At 45.7% G+C, this 26112-nt stretch carries 24 protein-coding genes and 1 riboswitch; of the genes, 5 read left to right on the plus strand and 19 right to left on the minus strand.

The window, feature by feature from the left end:
• Nucleotides 1–6: 6 nt before the first annotated feature.
• From uvrB to D3H55_RS01280, 9 genes are all read right to left on the minus strand, one after another.
• Nucleotides 7–1989, minus strand: coding sequence for an excinuclease ABC subunit UvrB (gene uvrB, locus D3H55_RS01240; protein ID WP_119545177.1), 1983 nt, complete (start codon nucleotides 1987–1989; stop codon nucleotides 7–9).
• A 433-nt stretch (nucleotides 1990–2422) separates the two neighbouring features.
• Nucleotides 2423–3277 carry an alpha/beta fold hydrolase gene (locus D3H55_RS01245; RefSeq protein WP_119545063.1) on the minus strand — a complete coding sequence of 285 codons (855 nt, stop codon included), beginning with the start codon at nucleotides 3275–3277 and terminating at the stop codon, nucleotides 2423–2425.
• Complete coding sequence (locus D3H55_RS01250; RefSeq protein ID WP_119545065.1) at nucleotides 3274–4290, minus strand: serine hydrolase domain-containing protein; 1017 nt, start codon at nucleotides 4288–4290, stop codon at nucleotides 3274–3276. The genes D3H55_RS01245 and D3H55_RS01250 overlap by 4 nt, the downstream gene beginning before the upstream one ends.
• A gap of 259 nt (nucleotides 4291–4549) precedes the next feature.
• Nucleotides 4550–4783 (minus strand): CsbA family protein, encoded by a 234-nt coding sequence (locus D3H55_RS01255; protein ID WP_119545067.1) that lies wholly within the window; start codon nucleotides 4781–4783, stop codon nucleotides 4550–4552.
• A gap of 65 nt (nucleotides 4784–4848) precedes the next feature.
• Nucleotides 4849–5499 (minus strand): HD domain-containing protein, encoded by a 651-nt coding sequence (locus D3H55_RS01260; protein ID WP_119545069.1) that lies wholly within the window; start codon nucleotides 5497–5499, stop codon nucleotides 4849–4851.
• A gap of 60 nt (nucleotides 5500–5559) precedes the next feature.
• Nucleotides 5560–6330: an alpha/beta fold hydrolase gene (locus tag D3H55_RS01265; RefSeq protein WP_119545071.1), complete on the minus strand. Its 771-nt coding sequence runs from the start codon at nucleotides 6328–6330 to the stop codon at nucleotides 5560–5562.
• A 174-nt stretch (nucleotides 6331–6504) separates the two neighbouring features.
• Nucleotides 6505–7383 carry a GNAT family N-acetyltransferase gene (locus D3H55_RS01270; protein ID WP_119545073.1) on the minus strand — a complete coding sequence of 293 codons (879 nt, stop codon included), beginning with the start codon at nucleotides 7381–7383 and terminating at the stop codon, nucleotides 6505–6507.
• A gap of 132 nt (nucleotides 7384–7515) precedes the next feature.
• A complete protein-coding gene (locus tag D3H55_RS01275; protein WP_119545075.1) occupies nucleotides 7516–8043 on the minus strand; it encodes a BsuPI-related putative proteinase inhibitor in 528 nt (175 codons plus the stop codon).
• Between the two features lie 182 nt (nucleotides 8044–8225).
• Nucleotides 8226–9431 (minus strand): PDZ domain-containing protein, encoded by a 1206-nt coding sequence (locus tag D3H55_RS01280; protein WP_119545077.1) that lies wholly within the window; start codon nucleotides 9429–9431, stop codon nucleotides 8226–8228.
• A 197-nt stretch (nucleotides 9432–9628) separates the two neighbouring features.
• On the opposite strand from D3H55_RS01280, the gene D3H55_RS01285 reads away from it, so the two are divergent.
• Nucleotides 9629–10171, plus strand: coding sequence for a DUF402 domain-containing protein (locus D3H55_RS01285; protein ID WP_119545079.1), 543 nt, complete (start codon nucleotides 9629–9631; stop codon nucleotides 10169–10171).
• A gap of 145 nt (nucleotides 10172–10316) precedes the next feature.
• Here D3H55_RS01285 and D3H55_RS01290 read toward each other — a convergent pair whose 3' ends face one another.
• From D3H55_RS01290 to D3H55_RS01315, 6 genes are all read right to left on the minus strand, one after another.
• Entirely contained in the window at nucleotides 10317–11756 is a 1440-nt protein-coding gene (locus D3H55_RS01290) for a S41 family peptidase (protein WP_119545081.1), read from the minus strand.
• A gap of 334 nt (nucleotides 11757–12090) precedes the next feature.
• Complete coding sequence (gene metX / locus D3H55_RS01295) at nucleotides 12091–13131, minus strand: homoserine O-acetyltransferase MetX (protein ID WP_119545083.1); 1041 nt, start codon at nucleotides 13129–13131, stop codon at nucleotides 12091–12093.
• 3 nt (nucleotides 13132–13134) lie between these two features.
• The gene (locus tag D3H55_RS01300; protein WP_119545085.1) at nucleotides 13135–14433 is read right to left on the minus strand and encodes an O-acetylhomoserine aminocarboxypropyltransferase/cysteine synthase family protein; all 1299 of its coding nucleotides are present in this window, start codon (nucleotides 14431–14433) and stop codon (nucleotides 13135–13137) included.
• Between the two features lie 106 nt (nucleotides 14434–14539).
• Nucleotides 14540–14657: riboswitch (SAM riboswitch) on the minus strand.
• 358 nt (nucleotides 14658–15015) lie between these two features.
• Complete coding sequence (locus D3H55_RS01305) at nucleotides 15016–16146, minus strand: trans-sulfuration enzyme family protein (protein WP_119545086.1); 1131 nt, start codon at nucleotides 16144–16146, stop codon at nucleotides 15016–15018.
• Nucleotides 16147–16296: 150 nt separating this feature from the next.
• Entirely contained in the window at nucleotides 16297–16884 is a 588-nt protein-coding gene (locus tag D3H55_RS01310; RefSeq protein ID WP_119545087.1) for a redoxin domain-containing protein, read from the minus strand.
• Complete coding sequence (locus D3H55_RS01315; RefSeq protein ID WP_119545088.1) at nucleotides 16881–17465, minus strand: hypothetical protein; 585 nt, start codon at nucleotides 17463–17465, stop codon at nucleotides 16881–16883. Before D3H55_RS01315 ends, D3H55_RS01310 begins: the two co-directional genes overlap by 4 nt.
• Before the next feature lie 449 nt (nucleotides 17466–17914).
• On the opposite strand from D3H55_RS01315, the gene D3H55_RS01320 reads away from it, so the two are divergent.
• From D3H55_RS01320 to D3H55_RS23965, 4 genes are read left to right on the plus strand one after another with little or no spacing between them, the layout of a single operon-like run.
• The gene (locus D3H55_RS01320; protein WP_240628447.1) at nucleotides 17915–19447 is read left to right on the plus strand and encodes a spore germination protein; all 1533 of its coding nucleotides are present in this window, start codon (nucleotides 17915–17917) and stop codon (nucleotides 19445–19447) included.
• Nucleotides 19444–20541 (plus strand): GerAB/ArcD/ProY family transporter, encoded by a 1098-nt coding sequence (locus tag D3H55_RS01325; RefSeq protein ID WP_119545090.1) that lies wholly within the window; start codon nucleotides 19444–19446, stop codon nucleotides 20539–20541. The genes D3H55_RS01320 and D3H55_RS01325 overlap by 4 nt, the downstream gene beginning before the upstream one ends.
• On the plus strand, nucleotides 20538–21764 hold the full coding sequence (locus tag D3H55_RS01330) for a Ger(x)C family spore germination protein (protein WP_119545091.1): 1227 nt from the start codon (nucleotides 20538–20540) through the stop codon (nucleotides 21762–21764). Before D3H55_RS01325 ends, D3H55_RS01330 begins: the two co-directional genes overlap by 4 nt.
• A 13-nt stretch (nucleotides 21765–21777) precedes the next feature.
• Nucleotides 21778–21948 carry a hypothetical protein gene (locus D3H55_RS23965; RefSeq protein WP_168412918.1) on the plus strand — a complete coding sequence of 57 codons (171 nt, stop codon included), beginning with the start codon at nucleotides 21778–21780 and terminating at the stop codon, nucleotides 21946–21948.
• A 240-nt stretch (nucleotides 21949–22188) separates the two neighbouring features.
• Here D3H55_RS23965 and D3H55_RS01335 read toward each other — a convergent pair whose 3' ends face one another.
• The 4 genes from D3H55_RS01335 to cccB all read right to left on the minus strand — a co-directional run bounded on the left by D3H55_RS01335 (nucleotide 22189) and on the right by cccB (nucleotide 26106).
• A complete protein-coding gene (locus tag D3H55_RS01335; RefSeq protein ID WP_119545092.1) occupies nucleotides 22189–23547 on the minus strand; it encodes a murein hydrolase activator EnvC family protein in 1359 nt (452 codons plus the stop codon).
• 32 nt (nucleotides 23548–23579) lie between these two features.
• Nucleotides 23580–24464: a permease-like cell division protein FtsX gene (gene ftsX, locus D3H55_RS01340; protein ID WP_119545093.1), complete on the minus strand. Its 885-nt coding sequence runs from the start codon at nucleotides 24462–24464 to the stop codon at nucleotides 23580–23582.
• Nucleotides 24454–25140, minus strand: coding sequence for a cell division ATP-binding protein FtsE (gene ftsE / locus D3H55_RS01345; protein WP_119545094.1), 687 nt, complete (start codon nucleotides 25138–25140; stop codon nucleotides 24454–24456). Before ftsE ends, ftsX begins: the two co-directional genes overlap by 11 nt.
• A gap of 621 nt (nucleotides 25141–25761) precedes the next feature.
• Nucleotides 25762–26106, minus strand: coding sequence for a cytochrome c551 (cccB, locus tag D3H55_RS01355; protein WP_119545096.1), 345 nt, complete (start codon nucleotides 26104–26106; stop codon nucleotides 25762–25764).
• Nucleotides 26107–26112 lie beyond the last annotated feature (6 nt).

Raw genomic sequence — 26112 nt, forward strand, 5'->3', positions numbered from 1 at the left:
TACCGGTCATCCTTCCGCTTTTAACTCTAGAATCGTGTCACGCAGCTGGGCGGCACGTTCGAAGTCCAGCGCTCTCGCCGCTTCCTTCATTTCTCCTTCTAAGCTGGCAATGAGCTTTTCTCTCTCTGGCTTGGTAAGCTTTGAAACCTTCTTTTGCGGCCCTGCATACTCTTCCTGCTCTTCTGCAGCATGGGTCGCACGGATAAGGTTCGGAATGCTCTTCTGAATTGTCCGGGGAGTGATCCCGTGTTTTTTGTTATATTCCGTTTGAATTTCACGGCGGCGCTTCGTTTCATCCAGTGCCTTCTGCATCGAGTCCGTCACCTTATCTGCATACATGATGACGTGGCCGTTGGCATTCCGGGCAGCACGGCCGATTGTCTGGATAAGTGAACGCTCGGAACGCAGGAACCCTTCTTTATCCGCATCCAAGATGGTCACCAGCGACACTTCAGGTATATCAAGCCCTTCCCTCAGGAGGTTGATCCCGACCAGGACATCATATTTACCCATCCGGAGATCCCTGATGATTTCAATCCGCTCGAGTGTTTTGATTTCCGAATGCAGGTACTGTACCTTGATCCCGATTTCCTTCAGGTATGCCGAGAGGTCTTCCGACATCTTTTTCGTCAAGGTGGTCACCAGTACGCGTTCGTTTTTCTCGATCCGCTCATTGATTTCACCGATAAGGTCATCGATCTGCCCTTCAATCGGACGGACCTCGATTTCCGGATCCAGCAGGCCGGTCGGCCGGATGATCTGCTGAATCATTTCAGGACTGTGCTCCTCTTCATATGGACCCGGTGTCGCGGATACATAGACGAGCTGATTCGATTTCTGTTCAAACTCTTCAAATCTCAGCGGGCGGTTATCCATTGCCGACGGAAGCCTGAACCCATGATCGACAAGGACTTTTTTCCGCGCCTGGTCACCGTTGAACATTCCCCTGATCTGCGGAAGGGTCACGTGCGATTCATCGATGACAATCAGGAAGTCATCAGGGAAATAATCAATGAGAGTATAAGGTGTCGATCCCGCAGGACGGAGCGTCAGATGACGGGAATAGTTCTCGATCCCGGAACAGAATCCCATCTCCCTCATCATTTCAAGGTCGTAGCGCGTCCTCTGCTCCAAGCGCTGGGCTTCAAGCAGTTTATTTTCTTCCCTCATGACTTTCAGCTGTTCTTCGAGCTCCTGCTCAATATTTTCAATGGCGATCTTCATTTTCTCTTCACGGGTAACGAAGTGGGATGCCGGGAATATCGCGACATGATCCCGCTCGCCGATGATTTCGCCGGTCAGTGAATCGACTTCCCTGATCCGGTCAATTTCGTCTCCGAAAAATTCGATCCTCATGCAATGTTCATCCCTTGAAGCCGGGAAGATTTCGACAACATCGCCGCGGACCCTGAATGTCCCGCGCTTAAAATCGATGTCATTCCGGGCATATTGCACATCCACCAGCTTACGGAGCAGCTGATTCCGTTCAATTTCCATCCCTACTCTTAATGAGACGACGAGATCCCGGTATTCCTCAGGCGAACCGAGTCCGTAAATGCAGGAAACACTGGCAATGATGATGACATCCTTCCGTTCGAACAGTGCTGATGTCGCCGAGTGCCTAAGCTTGTCGATTTCGTCATTGATGCTCGCATCTTTTTCGATGAATGTATCTGTCTGCGGAACGTACGCTTCCGGCTGGTAGTAATCATAGTAACTGACAAAATATTCAACCGCATTGTCGGGGAAAAATTCCTTGAACTCACTGTAAAGCTGTCCGGCAAGGGTCTTGTTATGGGCAATCACCAAGGTGGGCTTGTTGACTTGCTGAATGACATTTGAAACAGTGAAGGTTTTTCCTGTCCCTGTAGCCCCAAGCAGGGTCTGATGCCTTTTCCCATCGCGGATGCCCTGGGCAATTTCCTTGATGGCCGCCGGCTGGTCTCCTTCCGGCTGATATTTCGATTGCAAATTAAATTGATCTTTCACCATCCTGCCTCCCGTTCAAATAGACTTATCTATATCAAATATACCCTGTTAGCTCATTCTCTAAAGCCTCTCTGCTCAATAATCTCATTCTACCACAAGCTCACTGCAAAAAACCAACAATAAGCGAACAAAAGTTCGTGTTTGTTGGATGCTTAATAAAGAGCTGCATTCATACAGATTTTCACTCTGGAAATTCAGCGTGGCGGAGTTTATCCTTGATACTGTTTTTTTCTGACCGTGGATATTTCTATAGATTGGCCCCACCGGTAAAAAGGAGTTTAGTATAAAAGGAAAGCCCTGTGTCCCCATGCATACTTCTCAAAAAAAGCTGAGCTCTTCTCTTTCCTGCTACAAGGAGGAGCTTATTTGAAATTCATGTTGGATAGCAGCAAAGTCCTTGAAAAGAGCCATATAAAAAAGAAAAAAACCAGCATCACAGCCGGTCAATCCTTTTTAAGAATGAAGAGATTTTTCTATGGAAGAGACCGTTCTCCTCCAAGAAAGGATAATGGCTGCTGTTTTCAAACACGATAAGTTCAGAATCCGGTATCCCTTCCGCCATTTCAATGGAATACTCCAATGGGCATTGAACATCATGCCTTCCGCAGATGATCAAGGCAGGAGCAGTGACCAGTTTCAGCTTCCTTGTGACATCAAAAAGCTGGAATTCCCTGTTCATGAAATTCATGCGTACGGCTGACAGGCCTTTATGGATTTTTTTATGGAAGTAGTCATGATAGTTTTCAGGCTTGAAGAGTGACAGCTTTGTCCGGCTTATGGATATTTCTTTTCTCTCCGCTGCTGATAGGGTCTGTTGCTTCAGGCGTTCATTATAATCCTGCATGACCTGAAATTGCGGATGGCCGGAATGGTAGATACATTCTTTTGAAAAAGTGTAATAATCCCTTGCGGCCGCACCGGCTGCCACCAATCCCTTCAGGCTTCCGGGGAAGTAGATCCCGTAAATCACCGCCAGGATCCCCCCGGTCGAGTGCCCGGCAAAAATCCACTGTTCATATCCAAGCGCTTCACGGACAGCTTCCAGATCAAAAATGGTTTCAAGCATGCTGAGCTGATAATGTTCTTGTGCTCCAACCGAACTTCCAGCTTCGCGCAGGTTCACCAGAATGACCCTGCGGGTGCTTGTGAACTCATCGGCAAAATAATCCCCGCTTTCGTTAAAAACAGAATAGAGATGCGTGACACACAGCGGTTCACCTTCTCCAGCAGTAAAGATCTCAAACGTCCCCCTGGTGGTTTTCACTACCCTTCTCTGCCACTTTGTCAACGGACTTCCTCCTTCCGCAGACAGTCTGCTGCAAGATTGCTGAATTCTCTTAAATAATGAAGATAATTTTCTCCGCCATAGTTGTACCGTTTGTTGTACATTTTTACAACCACCGCCTGATATTCAGGAATCATGAGAATGGCTGGGCCGGTAACTCCCAGGATCTGATAGGACCCTTTTGGTACGAGTTCTCCCAATTCACTTTGAGCGGCAGGATCACCTTGTACATACCAGAAAAAACCGTTTTGCGGCAGCTCTCGTTTTTTATAGGAAGGACTTTGATTCGAAGTCGCAAGCTCTATGACTTCCCGGGGAACGATTTGTTTCCCGTCGACTTTTCCCATTTGCAGATGAAGGTTTCCCCAAAGCGCAAGCTCTCTTGCAGATACGAAAAGATTGGACTCCATCCCATCCGTTGTTGCACCAAGGCTGGAGATCGCTTTTTCCCCGGGATCCACAACCACTTTAGCGAGATGTTCACTGGGTGTTGTTTCCCACCCGGTTTCTTGAAATCCCAATGGATCAAACACTCTTTCCTTCAGAAGCTGTGGAAAACTTTTACCATAAAGCCTTTGAATCAAATCAGTCATCATCAGCACATTGATACCCCGGTATGCCCAATTTTCCCCTGGAGGGAACTCACGGAAAGGCCGGCCGGCTTCATCAAGATGCAACCCATGGGAATGGGTAATAAGATGGCGGATGGTTGTGCTGCCAAGCAAGTCACGGCTGTATTCCGGAAAATATTCCGCAGCAGCATCATCGAGGCTTCCGATCTTCCTTTCAAAAACAGCATAAGCCGCCGCAAGACCCAAGTAGCTTTTTCGGGCAGAGGCGATGTTGAACCTCGTCCTGCCGGTGACTGAAGAGGCTCCGGAACTGTTAGAAAGTCTGCCGCTGTAATGTTCGAGCACTGTCCGGTTATCTTTTATGATAAACAGCGCCGTCCCGGGACTTTGATTTCTATCCTTTATTTCCTCGACCCAGGAAACAAGTCTTTCGTACATATGCAAATCTCCCCTTTTATTTTTTATTTTTCATATTAGAAGAGTTCGAGAACAGACAGGCATGAACCTTGTTAATAAAAATGTGGATAGATTGTGGATTTTGTGGATTATTTGTTGATAACCTCAAATTACCGTTGATAAGATGTGGACTATTTCATGAACCAATCGAATGAACTGGGGATAACTTGAAATTATCCACAAAATTTCATCTTTTATCAACAACCTTTTTTCCCAAAATAAAAAAGCACCTGAAAATTTCAGGGCTTCATCCGTGATTCTTCGCTTTATTACGCATACGATTGCTGTACCAAAAGCCTGCTGTCAGGGACGCCGCGTCCACGACAATCAGTGCCCAGGTGTCGGTGTATCCTTTGTAAACGGAAGCCGCTATCAGGGCGACCGTCAGTATCAGACCGACAATATGGTTATAAGTGACCCGTGTAAACAGGACAACGAGCAGTCCGGGCAGGAACAGGCCCAATATATATTTAGAAATCATAGTACTCTCTCCTCAAAAAAATCCGTTACATCTATAGTACCAAAAATCGGAATGGAAGAGATAGTTTATTCTTTCGATGTATTCAATCCTTCTACAATCTTCTTCGTCATTTCACTGAGCTGTTCATGCGGAATGTTTTTTTCCGAAAGCATTTCCGGCAGGATATCATCGAGGAAATACTGCACTGAATCCATCTCCCGGAATTTCAGGATGGTGGCAAGTGCTTCTTCGTAAATCTCCAGGAAGAGCGGTTCAGGATTGCCTTTTTGGATTTCGCCGAAGGATTCGTACAGCAAGTCGATCTTGTCGGCAACAGAAAGGATCCGGCCTTCAAGGGTAGAATCTTTCCCTTCCTTGAATCTCTCGCGGTACACATCCTGATATTCTTCGGGGAACTCCTGGTCGATGAACTTGGTGACCAGCTCTTCTTCTACCTCGCTGAAGAGCCTTCGGAGTTCTTCGGATGCATACTTCACAGGGGTTTTGATATCGCCTGTAAAAAGCTCCGCATAGTCATGGTTCAATGCTTTTTCATAGAGAGATTTCCAGTTGACGGCATTTCCATTGTGCTCTTCCACCGTCCCCAGGAACTGGGCTATCTTGGTGACTTTGAATGAATGGCTTGCGACATTGTGGTCCTGATATTTGAATCTTCCCGGGCAGCGAATGAGTTTTTCCACGTCCGAGAGGCTTTTGAAATAATGGTGGATCCCCATAATTCCTGCTCCCTTCTAACACTAGTCTCTATTTTTAGGTTTCATTTATTATACTCCTTTTCATTCCCTCTTCAACATTTTTTTAACATAATAAAATACTGCTTTGTTAAAAGAATTGGAAAAGAGAGTCGGGAGCTGATGCTTTGCCTTTTCAAGGATGACCAGCTCGTGTCCGGGATGGTCCTTATATAACCGATATTGGTTGTTGATCCAGTCGGATTTCCCTCCATATATTAGAAGCAGCGGCACCTTAAGCTGGAGAATCCGGTCTGTACAGTCATAATATAAAGATTGCTTATAAAAGTGATACCATATGTTGAAATTAGCCTTTTCCATATGCGCGCGAAGCTCCTGTTCAGCTTCCGGGGTCTTGGCGTGCGCTTTTGCTAAAACATTGATCATCAATTGCGGGCGCTCCCTGATGGTCCGCATGCCGAGAAGGTGCATGACCTTCAGCCTGACAGTCTGCACTTTTGGATATCCGCCTGCAAGGACGAGGATTTCCACCCTTTCGATAAATTTAAAGGTGAATTCCTGCGCGATCACTCCACCGGCCGAATACCCCAGAAGAACACACTTGCTGATATCCAGATGGTCTAGAATCGTTTTGATCTCATCCACATAAGTATCGATGCTTATGTAATCCCCTTCGCATGGAGAATCACCGTGTCCCCCGAGGTCCGGAATGATCAAGCGGAACTGCTCTTTCAAGGGATTTTGGTATATAAATGATTTCCGGCCGAGCCCCGGGGGATGGATCAATAGGATTGGTTTCCCTTCCCCGATATCCTCGAAAAACAACTCCCTCTGCCTGAAACTGCAAACCGCCATTCCAAACCCTCCTGTCTGCGTATTTTCAAATAGCTTTCGCAGAACACCTCTATACCATACAAAAAGCAGGGGCACTTTAGCGCTTTAAAGCAGCCGGGGACAGTCCCCCACCGCTTTAAAGGACTAAAGTTCAGCAGCATAAAAAACTCCCTTCCGAAATGAAAGGGAGTTGATTTATGCTTGTGATGTAATCGGGTGCTTGAATATTTCCGGCAGGACCAATCCTTCTGCGGTTATGACGAACATTACCTCTTCACCCTTGAAAGGCACTGATATCAGCCGATCCGAAGTGCTTTCGACTGTGAAATGAAAAAGGACCTCTTTCACTTCAGCCGGAGCGAGTCCAGCAGCCAGCTCTTCAATATCTATTTCTTTCGAACAGATCACATCAAACAAATGCATCGTCTCCCCTTCCACCTTCATCAGGATGACCGCTTCCTTTTCAGGACAGTAGTAAATATCATCCGGGAATGCATATGTACAATAAAACATCAGCAACTCTGCATTCCCTGCCGCACTGAACTTCGTTGAAACAGGCTTCCTCCTTTGGGCCAAATCATATATGAAATCAATATCTTCCTGCAGGCAGCCATCCAGTTTCTTAAGAGGAAGTTCCTTCCCCCGCACAGCCTCCAGCTTTAAAAGCGGCTGGTGCTCCCCGACTGGACTAAAGCCGAACCTCGGATAGTATTCAAGGACAGTCTTGTTTGCAAAAAGATAGGCTATATCGGCACCCTGATAGTCTTCCATGACCTTCTTCATCAACTCCGCTGAAAGGCCCTTTCCCCGATGATCGGGATGGGTCATGACTGTACCGATCTGAATCGCCTTCCTGTGTTCTCCATCAATGACCAGATCAATTTGATTGACCGATACATTTGCAATTACCTTATCACCGTCAATATAAGAATACGGTTCATACTTGTCTGTCCAAAAGCCCAGCTTATACCACTTCTCAAAACTGATGCCAAATGTATCATAAGCCAGCTGATTGAAGCTCTCCCTTAAGATATCATTTCCCCTGTACCCCTTGACAAACTTATAACCTATCATCTCCACTCCCCATTTCTCTTTGTGCACTTTATCACTTTAACGTATCAGGGGACTGTCCCCACTTGCGTTAGTGCGCTAAAGCATCTCTAAAAAAAGAACAGCAGCCATGCACATGACTGCTGCCCATCCATGCTATTGATTCATCTTGATCGAAATCGGTGCCTTTTTGCCGCCTTTTGGAGTCAGCCACACCTCCAATGTGGTGCCTCCTTTAAGCTCTTCTCCAGGCGGAAGCTTAATCGTATAAGACAGCTCTTCTCCCTGAGCCAGCGTCTCTTCACCCAATACCTGCATGAAAGCCGCCGCGCTGGAATACAAGTATATCTGCTTGCCGGAAGAATCCTTCACGGCAAAATCATAACGCTGAGAGCTTGAAAACTGGAACGTCACTTCTTCTTCTGTCTGGTTCTTAACGGTATAAACAAACTGGCCGTTCTCATTTTTCGTAAGAGATGGTTCGATCTCTCCTGCCACGATTCCCTGCCCCCCTTCTTCTCCACCTATTTCATCATCAGGTTCCTCATTCCCCTCATTACCCTGTGAGCCATTCCCTGACTCATTTGTGCCGGAATCTTCACCCTGCTCGACACTCATCCCGCAAGCTGCCGTCATTCCGATTGAAAAAAGCACAACCATTAAAGCAATAAGCTTTTTAATCACAATATACACTCCTTTCTGCCAATTAAACTCCCGTTATTGAAGTGGACGGGAATCCGCAAATAAAGTTACACTTTTTTCTGAAAACGGGCTTCTGTAAAATAAAAGCCTTATGAGAGAATATCCCACAAGGCTTATAAAACGGGCAATGAGCTGATTATCGCCAGCACCCTTACTCTATCTTTTTACACAAAATGATATCCAACCTTGGACGACCATTCACGGTCTTCCTCAACAAAGATGATTCCAAGCTCATGGTGATCACCTTCATAAAGAGCTCCCTGTGCAAAACGGATCTGGCCGTTTGTATCGATTACCTCAAGCTTACAGTAGGCCCTGTTTTGCTGCAAAGCCTCATAGAATTCTTCTTCCGTCTGTACATGGAATCCATTCACCTTCGTGACCATTTCACCTGAAACAAGCGACATCTTCTCGGCCGGAGACCCCGGAAGAATGGCTAATATCATCAAGCCCTGGGATTTCCTCGAGAAATAATAGGACCTCTCACTGTCCTGCACCCTCTGTCTGTAAGCCAGCCATTCACGTGCAATGATCGCCAGGACAGCTCCGGCAATTGAAACATATGGCGCAAAGTAGCCCGCCACAGCAATCGTCAGCACCAAAGCGCCGAGCCAGAACACCCGGTTGCCCGCTTCCTTAATACTGATATGCGGAAGTGTGCTTTTCACAAGCTGGCCGAAACCAATAAGGAATGGGAATAACACCAGAGAATATGTACTGGAGCCGACCGTAAAGACCGGCCACCAGTCCCAAGGCAGATCCAGTGGACCAACAGGAACCAGGAGGAACATCGGCACAACCCAAAGCTTCTTTCCTTCCTGGACACCGACCTTGAGTCCGCGGGAACTCCTTATCAGCCTGGGAGACGTTTTCTTCCAGCCGCTGTGGCTGATCAACACACCTTCTATCAAAAGCAAAGTTCCCAGCAAAACGACAACAGCATTCAGCAAACCTTCATTCAGCTGCTCGATATATGTATTGAAAAAAGGGATTTCAATCCCAAAATAACGCACTGCCAGCAGCAGGAAATACCCCAATCCGACAGTATAGGCCGGTGTCAGCAGCCTTGTTTTGAATGTCAGCGCCAACACGACGGTGACGGCCCCGATCACCAGTAAACTTCCAACGGGGATCACAAGTCCCGCGCCGATGGTCAACAGCGAGAATCCCAGTCCAAGCAGAAGCCCCAGGGGAAATAAAAAACGCAATTCATGATACATGTCATAAATCCTGGTATGCAGCTCCCGTCTTTCCCTTTTCACACGGAAAAAGCCGCTGAATAAAGCCATTATAATAGAGAAGTATAACAGCGGATTCAAAAACAGCTTGCCGCCTGCCTTCAAAACTTCCACAAGCCAATGCTGTACCAATGGTGTTCACCATCCTCAACGTGTTAATCTTTTCTATCATTTTATCAAATCGGGACGGTAAAACCTATTGAATTCTCACATTATCACCCTACTAATTTTTCCAGTCGTTCGACAAACACATATTTTCCCGGGAAATATAAAGGAAATTGCCGCGTCCTGGCGAATCATTAAGTGACGATTGTCGGGAGGAATGCAAAATGAATGTCGTAGTTTACTGGAACCATGTCGGAAGAGAACATGGAGGGTTGAAATACACCAGGGATATCCGAAAGAAAAGCCCTGATATAATTGAGGAAGCCATTCGGTTAAAGGAAGCCCGCGCCCTGAGTCAGCATACACCCAACCGATTTCTGGCTCTGAACGATTCACTTGTTTTAGAACTTCCTCCTGAAGGCTCCGGAAGAAAATTCATCATCATTTATCAGCTCGATCTCGGACTGCAATTTTCTTATGGCTTCAAAAGCTCGCATAATGGCTGGCTGATTGATATCGTTCAATATGAAAAGAAGAGGGAAGACTTGATTTGTGTACACGATTTGCTGATCGATATCCGTGTCTTTGAGGACGGAAGCTACCATGTGGTTGATATGGATGAATTCCACGAAGCCTGTTCTTTGGGTGCCCTTTCAAAAGCACAGTTGGAGGAAAGCCTGGCATCGCTGGCCTATATACTGGGGAAACTGAATCAAAAGGAATTCCCGGATTTGGAGCTGATGGAGATTAGAAACCGGTACTTCTAAATAACAAGGCAAAGACCCGGGTCTGACCGGGTCATTGTCCTTGCAGTCTATCTGCTGCGGCTCGCTTGACAGGAACAAATCTACGCAATACCTCCTGTCCGCCGCCGCTTTGTATCATTTTTCCGATCCCCAGTCCCTTGTCCGCTTAATTCAGCCTCTTCAAATAATCCAAAGCCGCCTTCAGCTGCACATCATTCTTTTCATCTTTTACAGCTATATAGATTTCTTCCTGAAGCTTGGCAGCTGTTTCGCTGTCGATCTTCCCGGTTGTACCCAGGTCATGCTTCTGCTGAAAACTCCGGACAGCTGCTTCCGTTTTTTTATTGTAATATCCATCTGTCCGGCCGGGACTGTACCCAAGCCCTTCAAGCATCTGCTGTGCATTCGCGACCTGCTCATTGTTCATTTCAGCTTCAAGCGGCTTCTCTGTTTCGAGCGGATGAGAGTAGAAGTAAGCCGGCTGCTTGACCATGATATCAGGCTGTATTCCTTTTTTATGGATCCAGTTGCCTTTAGGGGTCAGCCATTTGAACATCGTCAGCTTGATATTGCTTCCGTCCCCCATCGGGTATGGCTGCTGGACTGTGCCTTTACCGAATGTTTTCGTCCCGATCAGCGGATATCCGCCCGCTTCTTTTAACGCTCCAGCAAGGATTTCGGATGCCGAGGCACTTCCTTCATCCACAAGGACAGTGATCGGATAAGGCTTTTTCTCTTTGTTTTCCGAGAAATATTTCAGCGTATCCCCATTCCGCTCCTGCACCTGTACATATGGTTTCTCTTCCGTCACCAGTTCCGCAAGCATTTCATTGACACTCGACAGCAGCCCGCCCGGATTGCCCCGGACATCGATGACCAGCCCGGCGAGCTCCTGTTTTTCAAGCTCTGCCAGCTGCTTTTTAAAATCCTTCGACGTGTTTTCAGAGAATGAGGAGACTTCAATCACTCCATAATGTTTTCCGTTCTCATTCTTCACATCTGAATGAACGGTCTCAAGTGGAATTTCGTCTCTTTTCACACTGACTTTGATCGAATCTGACAGACCTTCCCTCATTATCTCCAATTCAACTGAAGATCCTTTCTCACCGCGGATCTTCAAGGTGGCTTCATATAAATCCAGGCCAGTGATATTCTCTCCGTCCACTTTCAGGATCTGGTCATTCGGCCTCAACCCTGCTTTTTCAGCCGGCGAATTCTTGAACGGCGCCACAATCAGCAGCTTTCCATCCATCACCGTCACCTCCGCACCGATTCCTTCAAAGGATGAACCGAGAGAGTCATTGAACTGCGACGCTGTCTTGGCATCCATATAGACCGAGTAGGGATCGCCCAATGTCTCAAGCATTCCCTGGATCGCTCCCTCCACCAGATCCCCCTTGTCCACTTCTTCTACATATTTATCTGCAATAAGATCGTAAGCCACTTCGACTTTATGAAGCCTGTCACTCACCGGCCCCCCGCCTGCCAGTTCTCCTTCTGCATTGCTGGTGAACGATTCCTTCAGGCTCATCCCGCCATACATCCCCCCTGCACCGGCAAACAGGGAAGCGGCCGCTATGATAATAAGGCTTTTACGCTGATCCATTCCGTTCCCTCCTATATAAAAGCTCCAACAGCACCTTTTATGATAAGACTGTTTTCGCATAAATTGTTGCTTTCGGAAAAATCCCAAAAGCCGGATTTTTCCCCTGGATACTAGAGTATTATTCTCATCAGGGAGACCAGCTCTTTTCTTTCTTATCTACAAAGGTTTTCAGATGAATTATTGATAAACCCTTGAATCTGTATCAATTAGCAACAAAGTTTACGAAAAGAGCCTTTGATAAAAAAGACACCACACAAAAACGCTTGAACAGCGGTGCGATGTCTTTGCTATTGAAACTATATGCAGGATGGGGACAAGTTATGAGTCTCCTTATCTATTTTTCCAAGTGCCCTGAAATATAATGGCCCCACTTTTCAAATTCCGTCAAAAAACCATCATGGCCAAAGAGGGTCTGTATTTCATAAAAGGCCGACAAGGATACGAGTCCGCAAAATTCCCTGATCACTTCAGGCGGGTAAATCAAATCGTGTGTGTAACCAATGGCGGTCAATTCAGGGCGGAACTGTGCTGCCGCTTCTCTCCAGCCGCCTCGCCCCTTCCTGATATCGTGGCTGTTCATCGCAGCCATCAGGTACAAATAGCTGTTGGGATCAAACCGGCCGGCCAATTTTTCTCCTTGATAAAGGAGATAGGATTCCACTTGATAGAGAGAGTCAGAGGCTTTGGTCCGCTGGAATCTCTTTTCGAATAGCTCCCCCGATCGGTAGGTGACCATGCCGGCCATCCTTGCCACTTTCAAGCCATTCACTGCGGCAGGTTCTTCGTAGTGCCCTCCCCGCCAGCCAGGGTCTGATATAATGGCTGTTTTTCCAATTGCATTAAAGGCAATTCCATAGTCTGAAAAATACGGAGTGCCCGCAAGCAAAAATACTTTTTTGACAAACGAAGGATAAAGCAGGCCCCATTCAAGAGCCTGCATCCCTCCAAGCGATCCTCCAATTACCGCTTCCAGTGAGGAAATCCCAAGCTTCTCAAGACCTTTGAATTGGGCATTTACCATATCCCTTACAGTCAGCTCGGGAAATGTCATTCGATAAGGGGCTCCAGTGACAGGATTGATTGAAGAAGGGCCTGTGGATCCGTCACAACCTCCCAGGACATTAAAGGTCACAATTAAAAATTCATTTGTATCAATATAGGCTGAAGGACCGATCAGTCCCCTCCACCAGCCCGGCCGGTCCTCCGTTCCGATACTGAGATGGCTTCCTGTCAGGGCATGGCAGACAAGGATGACGGGACCAGATGCTTTCCCCGCCATCTCGTATGCCAATTCCACACTGCTGAGATGGCTGCCGCTTTCCAGCTGGAGATCTCCCAGCCTGACACTGCCGGTTTGATAGATTGCCTGGCTCATTCTTTAGACAGAAGCAGCTGCTGCAGCAGCTTTAGTAATCGCCTGGTCAAGATCCGCCTGCAGGTCTTTGACTGATTCCAGGCCGATGGAAAGCCTGATGAGTTCCTCCGTCACACCAGTCGTTTTCAAATCTTCGCTGCTCAGCTGCTGGTGCGTGGTAGAAGCCGGATGGATGATCAAGGACTTGGCATCTCCGACATTGGCCACGTGTGACCACAGATTTATGTTATCTATCAATTTCCGGCCTGCTTCCCTTCCGCCTTTGATGCCGAAGTTCACAATCGAACCATGGCCGTGGGCAAGATACTTTTCAGCCAAGGCATTTGCCGGATGGTTTTCCAGCCCCGGGTAACTTACCCAGTCCACAGATGGATGCTTCTTTAGGTAACGGGCGATTTCCAGGGCATTGCTGTTATGTTTGGGAACTCTAAGATGCAGTGTTTCAAGCCCTTGTAACAGAAGGAACGCATTATGGGGGCTTAAGCAGGCACCCAAGTCACGCAGAAGCTGCACCCTCAGCTTCACTGCATATGCAGCTTCGCCGACATCGACATACCGAAGGCCGTTGTAGCTAGGGTCCGGCTCGGTGAAATCCTTGAATTTCGGGCTGTTCCAATCGAATCGGCCGCCGTCGACAATGATACCGCCGATGGCCGTCCCATGTCCGCCGATCCATTTTGTAGCAGAATGGATGACGATATCTGCTCCGTATTGAATCGGCTGGCATCCATAAGGAGATGGGAATGTGTTATCCACAATCAAAGGGATGCCGTTGGAATGGGCAGCATCTGCCACTTTCTCAATATCGAGGACGTTCAGGCTCGGATTCCCGATCGTCTCAGCGAAAACCGCTTTTGTTTTTTCCGTGATGGCATTCCGGATATTCTCAGGATCGGTGCTGTCCACGAATTTCACCTTGATACCATAACGGGGAAGGGTTACGGCAAAGAGGTTGTAGGTTCCTCCGTAAAGCTTTGATGAGGCAACAATCTCATCGCCCGCTCCCGCTATATTTAAAATCGCCAGGGAAATGGCCGCCATTCCAGAGGAAACAGCCACTGCCGCAACTCCTTTTTCAAGCAGCGCAATCCTCTTTTCCAAAACATCGACCGTCGGGTTGCCGATCCGTGAGTAAATGTTTCCGGGCTCGCTTAATGAAAATAAATTCTGTGCATGCTCCGTGTCATTAAAGACATAAGAAGTCGTCTGGTAAATCGGGACCGCACGTGATCCGGTAACGGGATCCGGCTCCTGGCCTCCATGCAATAATAGTGTTTCCGGGTCGAATTGATGATGTGTCATAACTGGTTCCTCCTCAAATTTTTAAAAATGGACTGGAAGCGAAGAGGAATGGCATACGAAAAAGCCCTCTCCGCTAAGAAGAGGGCTTGAAAGGTCAATGCTCCTCCTCTTATCTTCCAGACTGGTTACAGCCTGTAGGATGTAGCACCTTTCCAGGCAAAAAAAACTGCCTGTAGGTTGCCGGGCTTCATAGGGCCTATTCCCTCCGCCGCTCTCGATAAGAGATATCGATTTACTTATGAAATATATATGTCGTATGAATTGGATTATAACTGACTGTTTTTGTAAGGTCAACTACTTTTCAGAATTTTTTTACATTAATGATGAATTTGAAGGGGTGCATCGCCACGGACGTTGCACCCCTTCAGATTTCTTTTTAGTAAACTTTGTTTTTATTCAATATAAAATCCAATCGTATATACCCCAGTGAGCAGGGAAGAAAAGAGCTGCTCGTTCTTTTTCAAGAGTAAAACCTTTGAATACAGGGGAAAAATCCGGCACTTGGAATCTTGCCGAAAGCAACAATATAAGCGGAAATAGCCTTTTTACAAGCATTTCGATATGCCATTGGCAGGCATTTGTCTACTTTGAGGAATCGACAGCATCCCGGAATGCCTTGATGATATCTTCCTCATCTTCTATACCGACTGAAATTCGGACAACCCGGGCATTTACGCCGATCTTACTCCTCGCTTCTTCTGATAAAGCACGATGGGAAGTCCCTTGCGGATAGGAGACAGTGGTTTCCACTCCTGCTAATGTCGGCACGATTTTCACCCAGTCCAACCCTGTGAAAAACCTGTGGATATCCCTTTCTTCGGAAAGCTCGATGGTCACGATGGCTCCGTTTCCTTTTTCCGAGGCAGTCTTAGGATAATAGACTTTTTTTACACCATCATATCCATCGAGGGCTTCAGCCAATTTTTCAGCATTCCGGCATTGCTGCTTCATCCGGAGAGATAAAGTCTTGCAGCCCCTGACCGTCAGCCATGCTTCGTGCGGACTGAGGTTGAGGCCGAGGTTAATGACTTTATTTCTTGCTTTTTCCATTAATTCTTCCGATCCCGTCGTCACACCAGCCGTCACATCACTGTGGCCGCCTATGTATTTGGTCGCGCTGTGAGCGACGATATCCACACCCTCCTTATAAGGATTCAGCAGATAAGGAGTAGCGAATGTATTATCAATCATAGTGCGGATGCCGTGTTTCCGGGCAATGGCCACCATTCCTTTAATATCTTCCACCCTTAAAAACGGATTCGTGATGCTTTCACTATAAAGAAGCTTCGTCTCCGGAGTGATACTGTTTTCAATTTCTTCCGGATTACTGAAGTCAGCAAAAGAGATGGTGATTCCGAATGTCTTCAACTCTTCGTTCAGAAGATGATACGTGCCTCCGTAGATATCTTCAGCAGCTACGATATGGCCGCCGGTTTCCGTCACCGCCAATATCCCGGCCAGAATTGCCCCAAGTCCCGATGCTGCTGCCACGCCGGCAGGGGCATCCTCAAGAGCAGCTGTCATTGCACCCAGTTCATCGGTATTCGGATTGCCGGACCTTGTATATAGATAAGGGGATTTCCCTTCATAGAACCCTTCCAGTTCTTCCAAAGAGGAAAATGAAAAAGCAGAGGTTTGATAAATCGGTGTGGTTTTGCTTTTGATGCTGCGGTTATGCAGCGTGCTGTGAACAACTTTTGTGTCGAATTTCATCTTCAAGAACCCCTTTTCTAGTAGAAAACGCTTTTTCTACATTATACGCCAGCAGATTCCGTCTGTCATGCTTTACTGTTTTAACGCACTACCGCGATGGGGGACAGTCCCCTGTTATGCTAAAGTAACAGGGGACTGTCCCCCTAGGTGTTAATCCATGGACTCCACAAGCTGGATCATCATTTCCTTGTTCATCGGACCAAGAATCTTATGCTGGATCCTGCCTTCCGTATCAATCATATAGGAAGTGGGGATGGTCTGGGCTTGATAGATAGTGCCCTGGGTTCCCTCCTCATCCAGCGGAATCGGGAAGCTGAGTCCATACTCTTTGGCAAATTTCTCAATGGCCGGACGACCCTCATCTATGGTTGTCAGATTGACCGCAAGCATTTCGATATTGGCCTCTTCCCGGTACTTTTCATAGTATTCCTGCATGTGCGGCATTTCCGCCTGGCACGGCGGACACCATGTTGCCCAGAAGTTAAGAATCACTTTTTTTCCCTTATAATCAGAAAGCGACACTTCTTTCCCCTCTAAGGTCGTCAAGGTGAAATCCGGTGCAGCGTCCCCTTTTCCTGGACCCTCACTCCCGAATTCGACGTCCAGACCAGATTCTTGCAGCTCTTCTGCAACCTGTTTTTCCATTTCCTTTTTAGAAGACTGATTCATGATGATATTCCCGATGAATAAACCCACCAGAACTGCAACCAGCCCAATACCCAGGATTTTTTTGCTCATGGAGCACTCCTCCTTATTCTACTCATTGCCAGCACGCATATCGTTATAATGAAATAAGCCATGCTTTCAGTGGATATGATTGATCCCTGGAAAAAATTATTCAGCAGCTGGATGACTATAAAAAGCAATAACCAAACCTCCGCTTTTCCCCTTTTCAAGAGGAGATAAAAAAGGCAGAAGCTAATCAGGAGAATAAGGGCACTCATCATCGTGCCGCTGTCAGCAAGGAAATCAGAAGCTCCCTCATAAACAAGCACTACCAGCATCCACGCAATGATGAGCTGCCGCTTCTCCCCTTTAAAAAATATGTATAACAACGCTGCAGCTGCACCTAGCCAGAATCCATTAGAACCTCCATTAAAGTAAAGGATGGACAGCGGCTGCCTGATGACACCTGCAAAATCAAACAATATGATGCTCAGTTTCCAGGTCAGTATAAAATAAAAGACGCTGTTCCCGAACCATTCATTATTATTCTTTCCAAAATATAGCCGTAAAAATATCCCTGTCACGATAAAAGCTGCGGCCAGCGCCGCCCATGCGGAAGGAGAGCTGAACGCGCCGATACTATACCATTTCAAACCCATACCTCCCTGCAATTTTATGCAGCACTACACTATCTCCTATCATAACAGCAGGCGAACCGTAACCGCCGGTTAAATTTTGAACAAAGTAAAAACCCTTCCCTGATACTGTATGCCTTCTATGCGCATTTTTCATCACGGCTTATCTCCATTTCGGGCTCTACACGCCTTCTGATTCAGCTCACATCTCCGTTTTGGACTCTACGACCCTTCTACGCGCCTTTTCATTCCAATCCCAACTCCGTTTTGGACTCTAACCTCCTTCTACGCGCCTTTTCACTCAAACTCCGCCTCCTTTTTGGACTCTCCCCGCCTTCTATACACCTTTTAAAATTTTTCAGGTCCATCCCAAGCCCTTTCATCCAAAATTTCTAATCTTCAAGAGCCATTAATTACATAACTAAGCAATTCTTGTACACGCTATGAAGTATCGGAGGTGGAGAATCGTGCTTAAGAATAGACAGCAAAAAGAGAAAGAAAAAACGCAGTGTTCCGGTTTGACTTTTTCACTCGATGAAAACGCAGAGAAGCTGCAGGAAACGTTCAATTATCCATGCAACCAGGATCTTTCGGTCAGGCCTTTCACTATTTCTGCTTTTGACAGGAAAGCTATTCTCTATTTTGTCAACGGGATGAGCGACAGCCAGCTGATCGAGAAAGAACTGCTTCCGCAATTGATTTCTCCCTTTCCGAATCAAAATAAGGAAGACCATTTAAATCTCGATTTTTTTGCTAATTCCGTTCCCATAAAGGATATTAAAGAGGATTGTCAGTTTAACAGTATCGTTTCCAACCTCTTGATGGGTGATTCTGTACTTCTCGTTGATGGTGAAGATAAAGCCTACCTATTCGGAACAGCGAGTTTTGAAAAAAGAGGCGTGGAAAAATCTGAAGATGAAGCTGTTTTAAAAGGCCCGAAAGAAGCGTTCATCGAGTCCATCGCAGTGAATATCTCCCTGGTCAGGAAACAATTGCGTTCAACTGAACTGGTGACAGAATACGTGACTGTCGGGGATAAAGGTCTGAGCAAGGTGGCTCTAATGTATTTAAACGACGTTGCCAATCCAAATCTACTTGAAAAAATAAAAAAACGGCTTAAACAAATCAAGTCTGATGAGGTGCAAAACCTGGGTCTCCTTGAACAGCACATTGAAGAGCGCCCCTATTCATTGGTCCCTACCGTTTTATATACGGAAAGACCGGATAGGGCAGTTAGTTTCATCAATGAAGGGCATATTGTCCTGCTGATGGACAGTTCACCAAGCAGCCTCGTCCTACCTGTCACGTTTTGGTCCTTTTTCCATACCTCTGAAGATTATTACTCAAGATGGCCATACGGAAACTTCACAAGGTTTCTGCGTCTGATGGCGATTTTCATTACCATCATGACACCTGCCACTTATATTGCTGTAACCAATTATCATATCGAGATGCTCCCGACCGATCTCGTACTGGCCATCTCCTCTACTCGGGAGGAAGTCCCATTTCCCGCCATCTTTGAAGTGATAATGCTACTTATTGCCTTTGAACTGATTAGGGAGGGCGGCGTAAGAGTGCCAAGTCCTATAGGCCCGACAATCGGGATCGTCGGCGCCTTGATTTTGGGGCAGGCTGCTGTTGAAGCCAACATTATCAGTCCGATTCTTGTCATCGTCATTGCGATCACCGGACTTGCATCTTTTGCAATACCAAACCTATCGTTCAGCTACATGATTCGGCTGTCGACCTATATCTTTCTTTTGTTTGGCAGTCTTTGGGGGTTCCTCGGAATCGGCATCTGCATCACCATGTGTATCGGGTACTTAACGACATTGACATCCTTTGATGTACCCTTTCTTTCACCGATGGCACCGCATTATCCTTCTTCAAAGGACCTTGTCATCCGTCCGCCGATCTGGAAGCAATGGCTGCGACCGTTAAATGTTTTTCCGCTTGAAGAAGAGAAAATGAAAAAGCCGAAAGGAGAAAACAGCGAATGATCTCTCCTCAGGATAGAAAGCTTGGCACCCGGGAATTGTTCGCAATGATCACCATTACCCTGGGCATTAAGTTCACTGATATGACCGCCACACTTCTATACAAGGAGACAGCCCAGGCAGCTTGGGTCATTCCACTCATATCCGGACTTATCATGATCATACCGCTCATTTGCATTCTCATTCTGGTCAAGCATTATGAAGACAAAAACATTATTGACATCACCTATAGGATTACAGGGAAATTTTTCGGTTTCATCATCGGGATGCTTCTATTCCTGATTGCCTTTTCCGCAACAATTGTGGACAGCAGAAGCTACGTGGATATCATCAACACAATGTACTTCCCTTCCACCAGCACGATCCACCTTTACTTTGTTCTCATAGTATCGAGTTATTTCCTTGCCAACCGCGGGCTGCTGGCAATCGGAAGAACTGCCTGGATCACCTTCCCATATATCAAAGTATCATTGTTTTTCATCGTGATCCTATTATGGAGTGAGCTTCATTTCGGATATATTTTCCCTATAGCGGGATACGGTTTAAAGGAAGTAGCTGCCCGGAGTGTGAGTTATGCCTCCATCACCAGCGACCTGCTGTTTTTTTCGATTCTCTATCCTTTTTTCAGGAACTATAAAACATTTAAAAAAGCCACCCTGTTTGGCCTTGCTGTATCCACTCTGGAATTAATGGTTTTCTTTGCCGTCTACATCATGTACTTCGATTACCCATCAATCGAATATATTGCCTATCCTTTTCATGAAATATCCAGGATGGTGACCTTTGGAAGATATGTGTCTCATATAGAAGCACTGTTTTTTGCTTTTTGGAGTGTGGCCAGCTTGATCCGGTTTGCCATTTACCTATATATTTCAACAGCCTTTTTTGCTTATACTGCTAAAATCAAAGAGTTTGAACCGTTGATTCTCCCCTTTGCGATTCTGGCAATCATGTTAGGGCTTATGCCGGAAAATGTGGTCCAAAATGTGCTGATCTTAAGGAGCAACATCATCCTGACAATAACCTCCATCATGTTGTTCATGATCCCGGTCACGCTCCTGATTGTTGCAAAACTGCGAGGTGAATTTAAAAAATGAGACTGCTGCTGTTGCTGGCATCCTGCTTGATTATACTGACAGGCTGTGCCGACAAAATCGAACTGGAAGAAGAAGGATTTGTTCTTGTCATAGGTGTCGACTTGCCGGAAAATGATGAACCCGGGCTCGACATTACGTACCAGCTGGCCGACCCGCAGGCGGGGAGTCCAGGCAGCCAGCCGGGTTCTCAGGAATACAAAACTATTACGATCAGGATGCCGGACCTGATCTCTTCCCGTGACATGCTGAATGTAGGGGAAACACGAAATATCAATTTCTACCATACCAAAGCTATCATTGTAAGTGAAAGATTTGCGAAATCTGATAAATTTCTGGAAGGCATTGGTGCTTTGGGAAGGGATCCTGAGGTGAGAAGGGATATGATCCTCCTTGTTTCCAAAGAAAGAGCCGATGAATATCTGCGGAACAATAAGCCGGCATTCGAAGCCAGTCCTCACAAATTCTATGATTTCATTTCAAGGAGATGGGAGACGAATGCGTTAGTCCCGAAAGCAGACCTTCAGCAGATCCTCCATGACATTGAGGCAGATTCCGGTTTGGCCATGGCAACCTATACTACATCGAAAGAGATTGAACCCGATACCAAAAAGAATGAAGATGATTATCTGCCGGGTGAACTATATAAAAAAGGAGGAACCCCGGTGCACATCATCGGAAGCGCCGCAATCCGCGACGGGAAAATGGTTGGAGCTTTGACTGGTGAAGAAGTCCGGATCATGACCATTCTGAATGCAGGTTTGAATCCCCAGGACATTGCATTCACGTTCCCGGATCCCATAATGGAGGAGTTCCGGATCACCGGTCAGGCGACAAATACCAAAACGACTGTGGATGTGGATGTCAGCAAACCTCAGCCTGTCATCACGGTGGACGCTTGGCTGGAAATAAGAGTTCTATCGATTCCAAGTATGGTCAATTACGTAGAGGACCTTTCTAAACAAGAACTACTGGACAAATACATGGAAAAACGATTCGAATCACTTGCTGGGGATTTTGTGAGAAAGACACAAGAGGAATTGAAGGCAGAAGCTTTCGATTGGTCGCTGACCGCAAGGAGAAAGTTTTTCACGCTCCAGCAATATCAGGAATATGACTGGATGAAGTCCTACCCTGATGCGGATGTAAAGGTGAACATGCATGTGAAGCTGGAAGGCTTCGGAAAACTGCTCAGGCCCCGAAACAAGAAAATGATTACTGACTGATGGTGGTGACAGGATGTTTTGGTTTACCCTTGTATTGTGCTCGTATCTAGCCTACTATTCCATTCGGTATGCACGGCTGATTTGGAAGGACAAAAATAAATTGGGAGCCCTGATGGTTTGCCTCGTTGCAGGATTACTAGGGATCATGCCTTTTATTGATTTCTGGCTCTTTCAGGACAAATAAATAGGCTGTTTTCGCATATTTTGTTGCTATCGGAAAAATCCCAGGTGCCGGATTTTTCCCCTGTATACAAAGGTTTTACTCTCGAAAAAAAAACGAGCAGCTCTTTTCTTTCCTGCTCACAGGGGTTTTCCCGATGATTTACCAGGATATTAGTTGAAATTCATATTGAATAGCAACAAAGTTTACGAAAAGAGCCAATAAAAAAACCGCTGAAAAATCCTTTCAGCGGTTTTGCAGTCTTTACATATTGATATATTTACGCGGGTTAACAGAGTTTGATTTTGCTGCATTCCAAGGGCCTTGGTGCAATTCAAAATGCAAATGCTGCCCGAAGGAATATCCTGTGTTCCCCATTGTTCCGATTCTTGAGCCTTTTTCAACAAACTGTCCATTGCCTACCATTGATGCTGACATATGGGCATATACAGTCGTGAACGTTTTGCCGCCTATGGAATGTGTCATATAAACAACATTACCATAGCTTGAGCTGTATTCGCTTCTGATGACATAGCCATCTGCAGCAGCTACGATCGGCACACTTCCGCCGGCTGCAATATCTGTTCCATAGTGGAAACGAGGTTTTCCATTCAACATATCATATCCGTATTCAGTCGTAATATACCCTGAAGCAGGTCTTGTCCATCTTCCTTCAGAGACTGCAGGTGTCGATTGGACCGGTGCTGCAGAAGCATTGCTGTTTCCGCCTGAGGATTTCTGAGCTGCTTGTTGGGCAGCCTGCCTCTCGGCTTCAGCTTTACGCTGTGCTTCAAGCTGTTTTTGGCGCTCAATTTCTTTTTGGCGTGCAAGCTCGGCTAAACGCGCCTGCTCGGCTTGGATCTGGCCGCCGATTCTCTTTTCGAGTTCTTCAAGCTCATTAGCATGTGCCACAAGTTCTGTCTTCTCTGTTTTCAGCTGTGCCTGCTCGGCTTCAAGCTCTTTGAAAAGAGCATTCTTTTGTCCTTTTTGACTGTCGAGGTCTTTCTTGAGAATGACAAGGTTCGCTTTGTCATCTTCCAGCTTGGCAAGCTTGTCCTCTACTTCAGCCTGCTTCTTTTCTAATTCTGCCTGATCAGCTTTCTGCTCATCAATGATTTTTTTATCTGCGCTGACTATTGCATTTACTGCAGTGATGCGGTTGATGAAGTCACCGAAGCTCTCTGCGCCAAGGAGCACATCCATATAGCTTGCAGATCCGCCTTTTTCCTGCATGGAACGTGCGCGTTCTTTAAGAAGTTCATTACGCTCAGCAATTTTCTTCTTAAGTTCTTCAATTTCACCTTTCAGCTTTTCGATTTCTGCATTTGTCTTTTCAATCTCAGCTGTTTTCTCTTTAATATTCTCTTCCGTATCGCGGATCTTTGTATCTAAAGCGGCAATTTCAGCTTTGATTTTTTCCTGGCGTGAAACATTATCACTGATTTCACTTGTCTTTTCATCGATTTTGGAGTTGACGTCCTCTTTCTTGCTTTGCACTTCTTCCTGTTTACTCTTCAGTTCATTAACGGAAGAATGAGCGCTGGCTGTTACCCCCATAGTTTGAAGACTTCCGATTGTTAGTGTTGCGGCAATTGATAAAGTAACTAATGTTTTCCTTTTCAAGCGACATGCTCCTTTCGGCTTCTATCAACCTATTAAACTTTCAAAAACTTTCTGACGGACATAAAGCTACCCCAAGCCCCGATCAGGCATCCCATAAGGATGATCAGGATGTTTACTTGATAAATGAACGGGGTATATTCAAGTATCTGCATAAAGCTCGTTCGCAACTTTGGTTCAATGTACTGATAAGCATAATAATAACCCGTAGATACTATTGCTATCGGAATGATAGAGCCGAGGATCCCCAGCCATAATCCTTCTAAGATGAACGGCCAGCGTACAAACCAGTTTGTAGCACCGACTAGTTTCATAATTTCAATCTCTTTCCTGCGGGCAACGATTGTGATCTTAATTGTATTGGAGATTAAGAACATTGCCGTGAAGAGCAGTCCGATTATCAATACCAAACCAACATTGCGACTCATCTGCAGGAAGCTGAATAGCCTTTCGATCTTGGCTTCCCCGTAAAGTGCATCATTAACATTTTCATACCCTTTTATTTCATTGGCGATCCGCTTGGTATCCAATGGATCATCCGCTTTTACTACAAAGACATCGTATAAAGGATTTTCTTGTTCAAACAGACGAAAATCTTCCCCCATATCTTCCATCAAGTTACGCAGTTCATCTTCTTTGGAGGAAAACTCAATACTTTCAATTCCATTTATTTGTTCAATCTTCGTTTGCATTTCTTCAATTTGCGGTTGTTCAGTACCCAGTTCCACGAGAACCCGGACCTCTACATCTTTCTCTATATCCGTGGCAATCTTATTCATATTGAGCATCAGAACTACGAATACACCGACAAGAAGCAATGTTACTGTAACGGCACTCACTGATGCAAAAGTCATCCAGCCGTTTCTTCCAAGGCTCTTCAAACTTTCCCGAAAATGTCTTCCTAATGTTCTAGGCTTCATAACCGTAGTCACCTCGCTGTTCATCCCTGACGATTCTGCCGTTTTCTATGGCAATTACACGGTGTTTGATTGTGTTGACGATTTCCCGGTTATGTGTGGCCATCACCACGGTAGTTCCCTGTGTGTTGATTTCTTCAAAAACATTCATGATTTCCCAGGATGTTTCAGGGTCAAGGTTTCCTGTGGGCTCATCTGCTATGATGACTTTCGGCTTGTTCACAATGGAACGCGCCAGTGAAACCCTTTGCTGTTCCCCTCCTGATAATTCATCCGGGAACATTCTGGCTTTGTGCTTCAGCTTTACCAGATCAAGGACTTCCATGACTCTTTTTTGGATATTCTTTGGAGATTCCTCAATGACTTCAAGTGCAAAAGCGATATTTTCATAGACTGTAAGGGTCGGAAGAAGTTTGAAATCCTGGAATACCACACCGATGTTCCTTCTTAAGTATGGCACCTGCTTGGCCTTCAGCTTGGTCAGGTCAATCCCATTGACAGTGACTTCACCCCTGGTCGCTTTCTCTTCCCTGTACATCATCTTGATGAAGGTAGATTTCCCAGCACCGCTTGGGCCTACGACATAAACGAATTCACCTTGTTTTATATGTATATCGAATCCGTTTGCCGCCATTATCCCGTTCGGATACTGTTTATATACGTCTTTCATTTTAATCATTTTTTTACCACCCAAGTTAAACATTTATAGTGTTCGATCGAAGATGTCTTATTTCCAGGTCTTAAGTGACTTATGTGTTATAGAGATAGAAGATATTGTTGAAAAAACTCGAAATTAATAACTTACTAAAAGTATTATAACATCATTACCAAGGAAGTTAAGGATAATTTATATTACATTTTGGTATCAAAACGAAAAGAAAATAGCATAATTTTCCTTATTAAAGCATAGTTGTATATGTTAAGTCCGGGAGAAAAGGATCATATTATTATAGAAGGATAATAGGAAAAAGAGCTTAGTGTCGAAAAATGCATGGGCAAAGACTCCTTTCCGGGATTGTCGAAAAGTCATTTAAGGAGTTTTGTTATAGAAGTGTAACGATACAAAACTTTAAGGGTTTTAAGAGTTTGTTACAGAAGAGGATTGATCTGACCTTGCCTCTTGGATTATTTCATCGGCTTGAATTCATAAGATCCAGGGTATTATTTGGGTTTGCAGCTTTTTCTGTTTGGCAGATAGGATTTCTACTGAAATATGAATTCTTGTAAATACTATTAAATAGGAACAAAGTTTTCATAATAGCCTTTTACAAACAAAAAAAGAAAGTCCGAAGACTCTCTTTTACTTTTTCTCCGCCAGCCATTCTGCGACTGCATCGGCTTCTTCACCTTCAATGATGTTCTCCGGCATAGCGCCTGGTCCATTTTGGATGACAGCCAGGATTTCATCTTTGCTTAACTCAGAACCGATTTTGCTCAATGCAGGACCCATTCCGCCTGACAGGTCGCCGCCATGGCAGCTGGAGCATTTTTGATTGACGATTTTTTCAGGATCGATTTCCGTTCCTGCTGCACTTTCAGCAGCATCCTGCGGGTTGTTTGCATCACTCGCTTCGTCAGAAGCATTGCTGCAGCCGGCAAAAACAAGTGATGAAGTCAGCAGGATACCCAATAAACTCTTTTTCATTGCGAT

This window comes from Bacillus salacetis (assembly GCF_003581585.1).
Taxonomy (GTDB): domain Bacteria; phylum Bacillota; class Bacilli; order Bacillales; family Bacillaceae_B; genus Rossellomorea; species Rossellomorea salacetis.

Excerpts from the sequence above, each read along its gene's own strand:
- D3H55_RS01255 (WP_119545067.1), bottom strand. The coding sequence starts at position 4,783 with ATGATTTCTAAATATATATTGGGCCTGTTCCTGCCCGGACTGCTCGTT.
- D3H55_RS01260 (WP_119545069.1), bottom strand. The coding sequence starts at position 5,499 with ATGGGGATCCACCATTATTTCAAAAGCCTCTCGGACGTGGAAAAACTC.
- D3H55_RS01265 (WP_119545071.1), bottom strand. The coding sequence starts at position 6,330 with ATGGCGGTTTGCAGTTTCAGGCAGAGGGAGTTGTTTTTCGAGGATATC.
- D3H55_RS01270 (WP_119545073.1), bottom strand. The coding sequence starts at position 7,383 with ATGATAGGTTATAAGTTTGTCAAGGGGTACAGGGGAAATGATATCTTA.
- D3H55_RS01285 (WP_119545079.1), top strand. The coding sequence starts at position 9,629 with ATGAATGTCGTAGTTTACTGGAACCATGTCGGAAGAGAACATGGAGGG.
- D3H55_RS01290 (WP_119545081.1), bottom strand. The coding sequence starts at position 11,756 with ATGGATCAGCGTAAAAGCCTTATTATCATAGCGGCCGCTTCCCTGTTT.
- metX (WP_119545083.1), bottom strand. The coding sequence starts at position 13,131 with ATGAGCCAGGCAATCTATCAAACCGGCAGTGTCAGGCTGGGAGATCTC.
- D3H55_RS01300 (WP_119545085.1), bottom strand. The coding sequence starts at position 14,433 with ATGACACATCATCAATTCGACCCGGAAACACTATTATTGCATGGAGGC.
- D3H55_RS01305 (WP_119545086.1), bottom strand. The coding sequence starts at position 16,146 with ATGAAATTCGACACAAAAGTTGTTCACAGCACGCTGCATAACCGCAGC.
- D3H55_RS01310 (WP_119545087.1), bottom strand. The coding sequence starts at position 16,884 with ATGAGCAAAAAAATCCTGGGTATTGGGCTGGTTGCAGTTCTGGTGGGT.
- D3H55_RS01325 (WP_119545090.1), top strand. The coding sequence starts at position 19,444 with ATGATCTCTCCTCAGGATAGAAAGCTTGGCACCCGGGAATTGTTCGCA.
- D3H55_RS01330 (WP_119545091.1), top strand. The coding sequence starts at position 20,538 with ATGAGACTGCTGCTGTTGCTGGCATCCTGCTTGATTATACTGACAGGC.
- D3H55_RS23965 (WP_168412918.1), top strand. The coding sequence starts at position 21,778 with ATGTTTTGGTTTACCCTTGTATTGTGCTCGTATCTAGCCTACTATTCC.
- ftsX (WP_119545093.1), bottom strand. The coding sequence starts at position 24,464 with ATGAAGCCTAGAACATTAGGAAGACATTTTCGGGAAAGTTTGAAGAGC.
- ftsE (WP_119545094.1), bottom strand. The coding sequence starts at position 25,140 with ATGATTAAAATGAAAGACGTATATAAACAGTATCCGAACGGGATAATG.
- cccB (WP_119545096.1), bottom strand. The coding sequence starts at position 26,106 with ATGAAAAAGAGTTTATTGGGTATCCTGCTGACTTCATCACTTGTTTTT.